Source organism: Campylobacter sp. LH-2024 (assembly GCF_048270605.1).
Classification (GTDB): Bacteria; Campylobacterota; Campylobacteria; order Campylobacterales; family Campylobacteraceae; genus Campylobacter_D; species Campylobacter_D molothri.
Genome location: NZ_CP168139.1, coordinates 1,099,223 through 1,111,750, shown reverse-complemented (window position 1 = coordinate 1,111,750; position 12,528 = coordinate 1,099,223). Strand labels below are relative to the sequence as shown.

Annotated in this window: 8 protein-coding genes, 2 tRNA genes and 1 rRNA gene; 7 read left to right on the top strand and 4 right to left on the bottom strand. The window is 31.2% G+C overall.

All coding sequences use genetic code 11. The features are described 5' to 3' along the window. Nucleotides 1-550: 550 nt before the first annotated feature. The 3 genes from ACD570_RS05660 to ACD570_RS05650 all read left to right on the top strand — a co-directional run bounded on the left by ACD570_RS05660 (nucleotide 551) and on the right by ACD570_RS05650 (nucleotide 2,315). A 16S ribosomal RNA gene (locus ACD570_RS05660) occupies nucleotides 551-2,062 on the top strand. 94 nt (nucleotides 2,063-2,156) lie between these two features. Beyond that, a tRNA-Ala gene (locus ACD570_RS05655) sits at nucleotides 2,157-2,232 on the top strand. A gap of 6 nt (nucleotides 2,233-2,238) precedes the next feature. After that, nucleotides 2,239-2,315: transfer RNA gene (locus tag ACD570_RS05650), tRNA-Ile, on the top strand. Nucleotides 2,316-2,337: 22 nt separating this feature from the next. On the opposite strand, the gene ACD570_RS05645 is transcribed toward ACD570_RS05650, so the two are convergent. From ACD570_RS05645 to edd, 4 genes are read right to left on the bottom strand one after another with little or no spacing between them, the layout of a single operon-like run. After that, complete coding sequence (locus ACD570_RS05645; RefSeq protein ID WP_417904210.1) at nucleotides 2,338-3,834, bottom strand: UDP-glucose--hexose-1-phosphate uridylyltransferase; 1,497 nt, start codon at nucleotides 3,832-3,834, stop codon at nucleotides 2,338-2,340. Next, nucleotides 3,831-5,072, bottom strand: a complete 1,242-nt coding sequence (locus ACD570_RS05640; RefSeq protein WP_417904209.1) for a galactokinase — start codon at nucleotides 5,070-5,072, stop codon at nucleotides 3,831-3,833. The genes ACD570_RS05645 and ACD570_RS05640 overlap by 4 nt, the downstream gene beginning before the upstream one ends. Before the next feature lie 10 nt (nucleotides 5,073-5,082). Further along, entirely contained in the window at nucleotides 5,083-5,706 is a 624-nt protein-coding gene (locus tag ACD570_RS05635; protein WP_239820570.1) for a bifunctional 4-hydroxy-2-oxoglutarate aldolase/2-dehydro-3-deoxy-phosphogluconate aldolase, read from the bottom strand. A gap of 9 nt (nucleotides 5,707-5,715) precedes the next feature. Beyond that, entirely contained in the window at nucleotides 5,716-7,518 is a 1,803-nt protein-coding gene (gene edd / locus ACD570_RS05630; protein ID WP_337207768.1) for a phosphogluconate dehydratase, read from the bottom strand. A gap of 148 nt (nucleotides 7,519-7,666) precedes the next feature. Between edd and zwf the strand changes: the two genes are divergently transcribed. The 4 genes from zwf (at nucleotide 7,667) to pgi (ending at nucleotide 12,521) form a co-directional block, all read left to right on the top strand. Further along, a complete protein-coding gene (zwf, locus tag ACD570_RS05625) occupies nucleotides 7,667-9,067 on the top strand; it encodes a glucose-6-phosphate dehydrogenase (RefSeq protein ID WP_337204620.1) in 1,401 nt (466 codons plus the stop codon). Nucleotides 9,068-9,206: 139 nt separating this feature from the next. Next, nucleotides 9,207-9,887, top strand: a complete 681-nt coding sequence (gene pgl, locus ACD570_RS05620) for a 6-phosphogluconolactonase (RefSeq protein ID WP_337207770.1) — start codon at nucleotides 9,207-9,209, stop codon at nucleotides 9,885-9,887. After that, nucleotides 9,868-10,881, top strand: coding sequence for a glucokinase (locus tag ACD570_RS05615; RefSeq protein ID WP_200283372.1), 1,014 nt, complete (start codon nucleotides 9,868-9,870; stop codon nucleotides 10,879-10,881). The genes pgl and ACD570_RS05615 overlap by 20 nt, the downstream gene beginning before the upstream one ends. After that, nucleotides 10,878-12,521: a glucose-6-phosphate isomerase gene (gene pgi, locus ACD570_RS05610; RefSeq protein WP_200283374.1), complete on the top strand. Its 1,644-nt coding sequence runs from the start codon at nucleotides 10,878-10,880 to the stop codon at nucleotides 12,519-12,521. The genes ACD570_RS05615 and pgi overlap by 4 nt, the downstream gene beginning before the upstream one ends. Nucleotides 12,522-12,528: the final 7 nt, after the last annotated feature.

Sequence of the window (12,528 nt, the reverse complement as noted above, 5' to 3'; positions counted from 1 at the left end):
AATGGCTAATTTAATTTTTTTATACATTATACTTTAAATTTTCATAAAAATATAAATAAAACACTTTAAACCCCCTTTAAGCTTAATTAGTTATACTTTCATTTCCTTTTTTAGAAGGGCTTAAAATCTTAAAAGAAGTTTCATAAATATTTTAGAATAAATTATAGTTTTAATTTTTAATTAAAGCTTTGCTTTAATTTATAATTATTAAAATATTTTTTATTTTAAAGTTATTATTAAAAATAAAACTTCTCATATAATCATTATAAATGTTTTAATTTAAAAAATTAAAAAGTATTTTATTTTTTAATGATTTAAAAAGATTTTTTGTTTTTGTTCTTTTAATTTAATATTGTTATTCAAATCTTATAGTCAATCTTTGAAATCTAAATAAGTGATCGATTGAGCCAGATTAATAGATTTATTATTTTATAATCAATAATAAATCAAAATTTATATTAATTATTAGGGTTAATAAAGTTTTCTTTATTAATCTAAAATATATTAAATACTTTTTCTTTGAAGAAAAAGATTTAAACTTTCTATAATTTTTATGGAGAGTTTGATCCTGGCTCAGAGTGAACGCTGGCGGCGTGCCTAATACATGCAAGTCGAACGATGAAGCTTTTAGCTTGCTAGAAGTGGATTAGTGGCGCACGGGTGAGTAAGGTATAGTTAATCTGCCCTACACTGGGGGACAACAGTTGGAAACGACTGCTAATACCCCATACTCCTACTTAACATAAGTTGAATAGGGAAAGTTTTTCGGTGTAGGATGAGACTATATAGTATCAGCTAGTTGGTAAGGTAATGGCTTACCAAGGCTATGACGCTTAACTGGTCTGAGAGGATGATCAGTCACACTGGAACTGAGACACGGTCCAGACTCCTACGGGAGGCAGCAGTAGGGAATATTGCGCAATGGGGGAAACCCTGACGCAGCAACGCCGCGTGGAGGATGACACTTTTCGGAGCGTAAACTCCTTTTCTTAGGGAAGAATTCTGACGGTACCTAAGGAATAAGCACCGGCTAACTCCGTGCCAGCAGCCGCGGTAATACGGAGGGTGCAAGCGTTACTCGGAATCACTGGGCGTAAAGGGCGCGTAGGCGGATTATCAAGTCTCTTGTGAAATCTAATGGCTTAACCATTAAACTGCTTGGGAAACTGGTAATCTAGAGTGAGGGAGAGGCAGATGGAATTGGTGGTGTAGGGGTAAAATCCGTAGATATCACCAAGAATACCCATTGCGAAGGCGATCTGCTGGAACTTAACTGACGCTAAGGCGCGAAAGCGTGGGGAGCAAACAGGATTAGATACCCTGGTAGTCCACGCCCTAAACGATGTACACTAGTTGTTGGGGTGCTAGTCATCTCAGTAATGCAGCTAACGCATTAAGTGTACCGCCTGGGGAGTACGGTCGCAAGATTAAAACTCAAAGGAATAGACGGGGACCCGCACAAGCGGTGGAGCATGTGGTTTAATTCGAAGATACGCGAAGAACCTTACCTGGGCTTGATATCCTAAGAACCTTATAGAGATATGAGGGTGCTAGCTTGCTAGAACTTAGAGACAGGTGCTGCACGGCTGTCGTCAGCTCGTGTCGTGAGATGTTGGTTAAGTCCCGCAACGAGCGCAACCCACGTATTTAGTTGCTAACACTTCGGGTGAGCACTCTAAATAGACTGCCTTCGTAAGGAGGAGGAAGGTGTGGACGACGTCAAGTCATCATGGCCCTTATGTCCAGGGCGACACACGTGCTACAATGGCATATACAATGAGACGCAATACCGCGAGGTGGAGCAAATCTATAAAATATGTCCCAGTTCGGATTGTTCTCTGCAACTCGAGAGCATGAAGCCGGAATCGCTAGTAATCGTAGATCAGCCATGCTACGGTGAATACGTTCCCGGGTCTTGTACTCACCGCCCGTCACACCATGGGAGTTGATTTCACTCGAAGCCGGAATACTAAACTAGTTACCGTCCACAGTGGAATCAGCGACTGGGGTGAAGTCGTAACAAGGTAACCGTAGGAGAACCTGCGGTTGGATCACCTCCTTTCTAGAGTACAAAGTAATAAGTCTCACAACTATTACTTCATATAAACTCAATCGTCCTTGTTTAGATTTCAAAGATTGATGAAAAGCTAATTTATGGGGAATTAGCTCAGCTGGGAGAGCGCCTGCTTTGCACGCAGGAGGTCAGCGGTTCGATCCCGCTATTCTCCACCATGATAAGGGCCTATAGCTCAGCTGGTTAGAGTGCACCCCTGATAAGGGTGAGGTCACAAGTTCAAGTCTTGTTAGGCCCACCATTAAATAATAATATTAAATTCTTTAACTATTTTGTAAGGTATTTATAAATTTTTCAAAAGCTCTCATTCCTTTTTGATCGCGTTTAAATACTCCGCAGTTTTTCAATACTTCTAAAAATGATTGTGATATTTCTCTTTTTAAAATTTTTTCTATATTATTGTTATTAATATTTTTGTATTTAGGTAGGAAATGTTGAACCCATTGAGCATGCTTTTTGATTTTTTCATTATGATTTATATTTTTATCATTAAGGATATAATCACTTAAAAGTTTTAATTCTTCTTTAAGCCTAGGTGGTAAAATAGCTAATCCCATAACTTCTATAAGTCCTATATTTTCTTTTTTTATATTATGCAGATGTTCATGTGGATGAAAAATGCCAAATGGATGATTTTTATCTGTTCTGTTATTTCTTAAAACTAAGTCTAGTTCAAATTTGGAATTTTTAATTCTTGCAATAGGAGTTATGGTATTGTGATATGTATTTTGAGTTTTTGCTAAAATATTCACAGTTTTGTCGCTATAATTTTTCCATTTTTTTAAAATAAAATTTGCAAGTTCTATCAATTTTTTATCATCTTTACTTGAAATTCTTATAACAGACAATGGCCATTTTACAATGGCAAAATCTATATTTTCAAAATTTTTAATTTTATACCTTTTTTCTATTTTTGCATTATTAATGGCAAAAATATGACTACCTCCTTGAAAATGATCGTGGCTTAAGATAGAACCTCCAACTATAGGTAAATCAGCATTTGATCCTATAAAGTAATGAGGAAATATTTTTAAAAAATCAAATAATTGTTTAAAAGTTTTTTTACAAATTTTCATGGGTGTATGTTTTTGATTAAGAATAATACAATGTTCTTTATAATAAATATAAGGCGAGTATTGAAAAAACCAATTTTCATTAGCAAGTTTTATAGGTATAATTCTTAAATTTTGCCTAGCAGGATGATGATAATTTCCCGAATAATATTCATTTTCTTTACATAAGAGACATTGAGGATAATTGATATTTTCATTTTCTTTAGCTTGAGCAATTGCTTTTGGATCTTTTTCTGGTTTTGAAAGATTTATTGTAATTTCCAGCTTTCCATAACTACTTTGGGTTTGCCATTTTATATTTTTTTTAATTTGATCGACATTGATATAATTACAGCTTTGGTTAAATTGATAAAAAAAATCACTAGCTTTTTTTGGACTTTTTTGATAGTATTGTTTAAATTGAGAAATTAATTCGCTAGGTTTAGGTGTTAAAAGTCCTATGATTTTAACACAAAATAAAGATCTTGATATATTATCATTTTTACAAAGTTTATTTTCGCAAGCATAATCTAGCAGAGCATTTAAAATCTCATTAAGCTTCATTTTAGGTATTTTTTTTCTTTGTTTGTATTCTTGCAATCCAAAAAGATCAATTAGACTATTTATGTGAAAAATTTTATCCTCTTGTTTGATGAGTTTTTTTTTCAAGGAATATAAAATTAGTTGATCAATAAGAGTGTAAATCATAGTTTTGTTACACCTATATTTCTTATATTTAATATATGACAAGAATCTTGGCCAAAAATATTTTTCATACTTTCTTTATATTCTTGAACAAGTTCCAAAGGTATATAAGCTTGAATTGTCCCTGCAAAACCTCCACCATGAACTCTACTTACGCCTTTATCTTTTAAAATTTTTTCACTCAAAGCTAAAGCTAAAGCTAAATTTTGTTCCAAGGGTTTAGATAAAGAAAAAATATTTTGCAAAAATTTAAATGATGAATTTCCAGAATCTCTAATAAGATTTTTAAAAGTTTCAAAATCATTATTTTTTAAAGCTTGAGCTTCTTTGAATGCATTTTGATTATCTTTAAAAAAATGTATAGCACGCAAAATGGCTCTGTCGTGAATTTTCGTTCTTAATGAGGCAATATTATTAAAAAAATCTTTTTCATTTACTTCTCTTAAAACTTTTTTATTAAAAGCTTTTGCAACAAGTTGCATTTCTTTAGTGATTGAAATATAATCAGGAGTTAAATCTATGTGATTTCCTTTAGTATTGACAATACATAAAAGATAATTACAATTCGAAAAATCAAAATTTATCTTTTCTATAATAGGTTTTTGAGGATCTTTAAAATCCATAAAAGAAAATCCTCCTATAGCACTAGCCATTTGATCCATTAAACCGCAAGATTTTCTAAAATAAACATTTTCCGCATATTGGCTTATTAACGCTATTTGAGTTGGTGGAATATTAGCATTGTTAAATTCATAATTTAAAATTGTGCCAATTAAATTTTCAAAAGCAGCTGAAGAAGAAAGACCTGAGCCTTTTACAACATCTGAAGTGATATAGGCATCAAAACCTTTTACATTATAGCCCAAATCTTTAAATTTAGAACAAATTCCTTTTATTAAAGCTTCTGAACTTCCAATTTCATTTGAATTAAAAGTAAGATTATTTAATTTGATTTCTTTTAATTTAAAACTTTCAGAATTAATACAAATTGCATCACTATTGTTGGGGGCAGCTACTGCAATAATATCTAAATTTACAGCAGCTGCTAAAACCATACCATGTTGATGATCGGTATGATTTCCTCCTATTTCTGTTCTACCAGATGAAGAGTAAAAATTAAAATTATCATGCTTAGGATAATGTTTTTTAAAAGCCTCTAAAGCTTTTAAATATCTTTGTTCTTGTTGAGCTAAAAATTCTTCTTTATATATTTTTTTAAGATTTTGATTTAGTTTTTGCATTTAAAATCATTTATAAAATTTGTCCCAAACTTTGTTTAGCGATTTGAGTGATTTGATTCCATTTTTTATCTAAAATCAATTCTTTAGGAGTAAGCCAAGACCCTCCAACACAAAGAACATTATCTAATTTTAAATAATCATTCATATTATCAAGGCTAATACCTCCTGTAGGGCAAAATTTAATTTCTTGAAAAGGAGCAGAAAATGACTTTAACATATTAATGCCTCCTGCAGCTTGAGCAGGAAAAAATTTTAAATTTTTAAAACCAAATTCAAGGGCAAGCATTAATTCACCAGCAGTTGCAATACCTGGAATTAAAGGTAAATCAATATTTCTTGCTTCTTTAGCAAATACAACATTTAATCCTGGGCTTATAGCAAATTTAGCTCCTGCATTTTTTACCTCTTCTAACATCTTGGTATTTAATACTGTTCCAGCTCCTACAACTGCTTCTGGAATTTCTTTTGATATGAGTTTTATAGCTTCAATAGCTTCTTGAGTACGTAAAGTGATTTCTAAAATTTTAATCCCTCCTTCAATTAAAGCTTTTGCTAAATCTACGCTTGTTTTTAAATCATAAATAGTTATAACTGGAATGATTTTACTTACTTCTAAAATTTCTTTTGTTTGCATTGTGTCTCCTTATTTAAAATATCCACCAAAACTCATTGCACCTGTTTCAGCACTTGAAGTTTGAGTTCTAAATCCAGCGAAAAGTTCTCTTCCGCAACCAAAAATTTCTTCTTTTTCTAACTTAGGTATTTTTCTTTCCTTCCATTCTTTTTCATCGATAAGAATTTCAAGTATTCCATTTTTTGCATCAAGTAATAACATATCCCCATCTTTAATTTTAGCAATATTACCATCAAGTAAAGCTTCTGGACTCATATGGATTGCTGCTGGAACTTTTCCAGAAGCTCCTGACATTCTTCCATCTGTAACAAGTGCAACTTTAAAACCTTGATCTTGCAAAATTCCTAAAGGTGGAGTGAGTTTGTGAAGTTCTGGCATACCGTTGGATCTTGGTCCTTGATAAGGTAAGACAGCTATAAAATCTTTTTGTAATTCTTTATTTTGAAATTTATTTAAAAATTCTTGCTGGGAGTGAAATACCATAGCAGGAGCTTTAATGATTTGATATTCTTCTTTAACAGCTGAAATTTTAATAACAGCTCTTCCTATATTTCCTTTTAAAATTCTAACACCACCATTTTTAGAAAATGGATTTTCTATATTTCTTAAAATATTTTCTTCTTTGCTTGCTTTTATCCCATCCTTATAGATGAGCTTTCCATCAATTAAGAAAGGATTTTTAGTGTAAGCTTGCATTCCTTGACCCATTACCGTATTAGCATCATCATGCAATAAACCTTCTTTTAAGAGTTCATTAATCACGAAGGCTAAACCTCCAGCAGCTTCAAATTGATTGACATCGGCTTTACCATTAGGATAAACTCTTGCTAAAAGTGGAGTAATATTTGAAATAGCGTCAAAATCATCCCAATTAATGATTATTCCTGCTGCACGAGCTATAGCAATTAAGTGAATAGTGTGATTTGTAGAGCCACCAGTAGCCATAAGTCCTATCATAGCATTAATGATATTTCTTTCATCAAGTAACTCTCCTATAGGTAAAATTTTATTTTGAGTCATATGATTTGCAGCTTCTTTGACTAAAGCCTCTCTTAAAGATGTATTCGGATTTATGAAGGCAGAGTTAGGTAAGTGCAGTCCCATAAATTCCATCATCATTTGATTTGAATTGGCTGTTCCATAAAAAGTACATGTTCCTATATCATGATACGATTTCATTTCGCTTTCTAAGAGTTTATCACGTGAAATTTTTCCCTCAGCAAAAAGTTGTCTCGTTTTTGATTTTTCATCATTAGAAATTCCACTCGTCATAGGGCCAGAAGGCACAAAAATACTCGGTAAATGACCAAAACTTAAAGCTCCAATTAAAAGTCCAGGAACGATTTTATCACAAACCCCCAAATAAAACGCTCCATCAAAAACATTATGTGAAAGTGCTATAGCTACACTCATAGCTATGACATCTCTTGAAAATAGACTAAGTTCCATCCCATCATAACCTTGAGTGATTCCATCACACATAGCAGGCGTTCCGCCGGCAAATTGTCCAAATGCATGATTTTTAAAAAGTTCTTGTTTAATTATATCTGGATAATTTTTAAAGGGTTGGTGTGCTGAGAGCATATCATTATAAGCTGAAACTATGGCAAAATTTAAATCTTTGTTTTCTTTGATTCTTTCTTTAATATGTTTAGGTATACTAGCATAAGCATGAGCTAAATTTGCACATCCAAGATCTTTTCTTTGAATTTTACCTTTATGGGTTTGAATACGTTCTAAATATTGTTCTCGTGTTTTTTTACTACGTTCTTTTACTTTTTGAGTTATTTGTTTAATTTTATTTAATGCCATGTTTATCCTTTATTTAAAATTTATGTTTTTCATTGTAGCATTTTTTATGTTTAATTATGCCATAATTTTAGATAAAAATTCTAAAATATGTTTTTAGCAATTAAAAATAAAGTTTTTGATATTAATTTCATACAATTAAGGAGAAAATATGCAAAGTTTCGATTTTATTTTATTTGGAGCCACTGGAGATTTAGCTATGAGAAAGATTTTCCCTTCTCTTTATCAAGCTTATGCAGATGGTTTTTTACCTCATATTGGAAAAGTGATCGCAACTGGTAGAAGTTTGTTAAATGTTGATGAATTTAAGGATAAGATGAGTCATAAATCAAAAATTCATATAAAAAATTGTGATGATAAAAAATGGGAAGAATTTACACACAATATTGATTATTTAAGTATAAATTTAAATGAAACAAAAGACTTTGAACTTTTAAAAGAAAAAATAAATAGTGAAAGTAAGAATATAGTTATTTATTTTTCAGTGTCTCCAGAATTTTTTATTAAGGCATGTAAAAATTTAGCATCAGTAGGTTTGAATGATGAGAGAGTTAAGATTATTTTAGAAAAACCTTTAGGTATGGATTTAAAATCTTGTCAAGCTATAAATAATGAAATAGCACAATATTATAATGAAAAACAAATTTATAGAATTGATCACTACTTGGGAAAAGAAAGTATACAAAATCTTTTAATTTTAAGAAGGTTTAATCCTATTTTTACTTCTTTATGGAAAAAAGATTATATTGATTATGTTGAAATTAGCGTTTTTGAAACTTTAGGAGTGGAAAGTCGAGGAGAATTTTACGATAGCACGGGTGCTTTAAGAGATATGATTCAAAATCATATTTTGCAAATTCTTTCTTTGGTTGCTATGAAAATACCAGATACTCTTGATGCTAATTCTATAAGAAGTGCAAAATTACAACTTTTAAGAAATTTAAAACCTTTAGATGATGAAAATATAAAAACAAATGTTATTAGGGCTCAATACAGCCAATCAGGAGAATTTAAAGCCTATTTAAATGAAGATAATATTAAAGAAAATAGTCAAACAGAAACTTTTGTCGCTATAAAAGTTGAGCTTTTAGATGAAAACTGGAAAAATGTCCCATTTTATATTAGAACAGGTAAAAGAATGGCTAACTCTTTTGCCCAAATTGTTATTTATTTTAAAGATCAACAATATCAAGATATCCATCCTAATAAACTTATAATACGTTTACAGCCAGAAAATCAAATTTCTTTAAATTTAAAAGTAAAAAAAATTGGTAAAACAATGGATTATGAGGAAAATAATCTAATTTTAAATTTAAATAGCACTTTAGTTATGCAACCATATGAAAGATTAATTTTGGATGTTATAGAGGGCAATCAAGCTTCTTTTAATCATAAAGAAGAATTAGAAGCCGCTTGGGCTTGGATTGATCCTATTTTAGAAAATTGGAAAAATAATAAAACACCTTTATATTCTTATTTTGCAGGAAGCTGGGGGCCTAAGGAATCGTTTGATTTGATTCAAAAAGATCAACGTGAATGGTATAATGCTTAATATATTAAAACAAAATTTGAGTAATTATGAAACAAATTTGTTTAAATTTTTCAGTAATTTTTGTTTATTTTGATGATTATAAGCAAAACTCTGTTACACTTTATTTAATTAAATTTATGAAGCAGTAAATGGAGGAAAAATGGCATTTAAAATGCATGAATTTTCAGATTTGAAGTCTTGTAATAAGGCTTTGGTTGAGGCTGTTGTATTATCTATTGATCAAATTTTATCAGATAAGCAAAGTGTAAATTTAGCTTTTTCTGGAGGAAAGTCTCCAGTTTTATTCTTAGACATGCTAAGTAAAAAAGCTTGTACTTGGGATAAATGCAATATTTCTTTGGTTGATGAGAGAATAGTTGAACTTGATCATGAAGATAGTAATGCAAGGTTAATAAAAATGCATTTTTTAAAAAATTTAGCCCAAAAAGCACATTTTAAACCTTTTTTTAAAGATTGTAAACTTTCTTTAGAAGATTTGGTTAAAAATGCAAATAAATTTTACAATCAACCTGATATTGCTATTCTTGGTATGGGCGGAGATGGTCATACAGCTTCTTTATTTCCTGAAGCAGACGAAATCAACTTTGCTTTAACAACTCAAAAAAATATTGTTTCAGTAACTCCTAAAAATGCCCCGTACAAAAGACTTTCCATGTCTTTATCAGCATTAGAAAATTGCAATGAGTTATTTTTATCTATAGCCACAAGAGAAAAGCAACTCGTTTTCAATGAGGCTACTAAGGGTTTAAATCCTAAATTTCCTATATCTTATATACTTCATTCAAAAAAGGTAATGTGCAATGTCTACTTCTCAAAATAAAAAATCATATCCAAGACTTTTAGCTGATATTGGGGGCACTAATGCTCGATTTGCATTGGAAGTTATGCCGGGTAAAATTGATAATGTTGAAGTTTTAGCTTGTCAAGATTACAATACCGTTGTTGATGCAGCAAAAACTTATTTAAGTAAAGTTGGCAATCCAGTAGTTCGATTTGGCGCTTTTGCTATTGCTAATCCTGTTTTGGGTGATTGGGTTCAAATGACAAATCATCATTGGGCTTTTTCAATCGAGACAACAAGACAAGCTTTAAATTTGGAATCTTTAATCTTAATTAACGATTTTACAGCTCAAGCTTATGCTATAACCAAAATGCCACTTTCTGAATTGATGCAAGTTGGTGGAAGTTCTTGTGAGGTATATGCGCCAAAAGCTGTTTTAGGTCCTGGAACAGGACTTGGAGTGAGTGGTTTAATACCCTGCAATGAGTGCGGATATACTGCTTTAGCTGGAGAAGGCGGGCATGTTAGTTTTGCTCCTTTTGATGATACTGAAATAATGATTTGGCAGTATGCAAAGAAAAAATATGGTCATGTATCAGCTGAGCGTTTTTTAAGTGGAGCGGGTTTGGTGCTTATATATGAAGCTTTAGCTAATAGAGAAGGTATTAAGCATTCTAAAATGACTCCAGAACTTATTAGCGAGCAAGCTTTAAGTGGTAATTCGCCTTTGTGTCGATTAACTTTAGATATATTTTGCGCTATGTTGGGTACAGTTTCTTCAAATTTAGCTTTAACTTTAGGAGCTAGAGGTGGAGTTTATCTTTGCGGAGGAATTATTCCTAGATTTATTGATTATTTCAAAACATCACCTTTTAGAATTCGTTTTGAAAATAAAGGAAGATTTGATGCTTATTTGGCTGCTATTCCTGTTTATGTGGTTTTAGCAAAATATCCGGGTATTAGTGGAGCTGCGGTTGCTTTGGAAAATCATTTAAAAGATTATTCTTTAAAAGAAGTGAAAGGTGAAAAATGAAATCTTTAACACATTTAAATTCTTATAAGGAGTTGCACAATCATTTTTTAAACATAAAAGATGTGCACATGAGAGATCTATTTAGAGAAGATCAAAATAGAGGAATGAGATATTTTCTTGAGACAGATTATTTAAAGCTTGATTATTCAAAAAATCGCATCAATGATGAAACCTTAAAATTATTGTTTAATCTAGCCAATGAATGTTCTTTAAAAGAAAAAATGATAGCTATGTTCAAAGGTGAAAAGATTAATACAACCGAAAATAGAGCTGTTTTACATACTGCTTTAAGAAATAAGAGCAATCATTCAATTATGATTGATGATATGGATATTATGCCCAATGTTAGAGAAGTTTTAACAAAAATGCAAAATTTTTCAGATTCTTTGCGTTCTGGTGCTTGGCTTGGATATACAAATCAAGTGATTACAGATATAGTAAATATAGGTATAGGCGGATCTGATTTGGGAGCTTTAATGGTTTGCGAAGCTTTAAAAAATTTTGGACATCCAAGATTGCATATGCATTTTGTTTCTAATGTGGATGGAGCACAATTACAAGGTGTTTTAGATCAGGTACATCCTGAAACAACTTTATTTATAGTAGCCTCTAAAACTTTCTCAACTCAAGAAACTTTAACTAATGCATTTACAGCTAGAAAATGGTTTTTAAATCATGCTTTAGATGAAAAATATATTGCAAAACATTTTGTAGCAGTTTCAACCAATAAAGAAGCAGTAAAAGAATTTGGAATTGATTCAAATAATATGTTCGAATTTTGGAATTGGGTTGGCGGACGTTATAGTTTATGGTCTGCCATAGGTTTGTCTATTATGATTTATTTAGGTAAAGAAAATTTCTCATCTTTATTAGAAGGTGCTTATATAATGGATGAACATTTTTATAACCAGCCATTTGAAAAAAATATGCCCGTCATTTTAGGTTTAATCGGTGTTTGGTATATAAATTTTTTTGATGCTGGTAGCCATATTATAGCTCCTTATGATTCTGTACTAAAATATCTCCCTAAATTTATACAGCAGTTAGATATGGAGAGTAATGGTAAGCAGGTTAGAAAAGATGGAAAAAAAGTTGATTATGACACAGGCCCAATTATTTGGGGTGATACAGGTATTAATGCCCAACATGCTTTTTTTCAGCTTCTACATCAAGGAACACATTTAAGCCCTATTGATTTAATTGCATCTTTGAGTAAAAAAGGAAGTTTGCCAGGGCACCATGAAATTTTACTTAGTAATGTTTTTGCTCAAGCTGAAGCTTTTATGAAAGGAAAGACACTTGAAGAAGTTCAAAAAGAAATGTCTAGTAAGGGTTTTAGCGAAGAGCAAATTCATAAACTTGCACCTCATAGGGTTTTTTCAGGTAATAGACCTAGTAATATTATTTTACTTAATGAAATTAATCCTAAAAGCATAGGTTCTTTGGTCGCTTTATATGAACATAAAATTTTTGTTCAAGGCGTAATTTGGGGTATTAATAGTTTTGATCAATGGGGAGTTGAGCTCGGTAAAGAACTTGTAAAAACTATTTTATCAGAGCTTCAAGGTGGAAAAATTCAAGAGCACGATAGCTCTACAAAACATCTAATACAAATTTATAAAAATTTTAATTCAATTTAGAAGGGAA

Bases quoted from the DNA above. Each gene is read 5' to 3' on its own strand.
- ACD570_RS05635 (WP_239820570.1), bottom strand. From the start codon at position 5,706: ATGCAAACAAAAGAAATTTTAGAAGTAAGTAAAATCATTCCAGTTATA.
- ACD570_RS05615 (WP_200283372.1), top strand. From the start codon at position 9,868: ATGTCTACTTCTCAAAATAAAAAATCATATCCAAGACTTTTAGCTGAT.
- pgl (WP_337207770.1), top strand. From the start codon at position 9,207: ATGGCATTTAAAATGCATGAATTTTCAGATTTGAAGTCTTGTAATAAG.
- zwf (WP_337204620.1), top strand. From the start codon at position 7,667: ATGCAAAGTTTCGATTTTATTTTATTTGGAGCCACTGGAGATTTAGCT.
- ACD570_RS05640 (WP_417904209.1), bottom strand. From the start codon at position 5,072: ATGCAAAAACTAAATCAAAATCTTAAAAAAATATATAAAGAAGAATTT.
- pgi (WP_200283374.1), top strand. From the start codon at position 10,878: ATGAAATCTTTAACACATTTAAATTCTTATAAGGAGTTGCACAATCAT.
- ACD570_RS05645 (WP_417904210.1), bottom strand. From the start codon at position 3,834: ATGATTTACACTCTTATTGATCAACTAATTTTATATTCCTTGAAAAAA.
- edd (WP_337207768.1), bottom strand. From the start codon at position 7,518: ATGGCATTAAATAAAATTAAACAAATAACTCAAAAAGTAAAAGAACGT.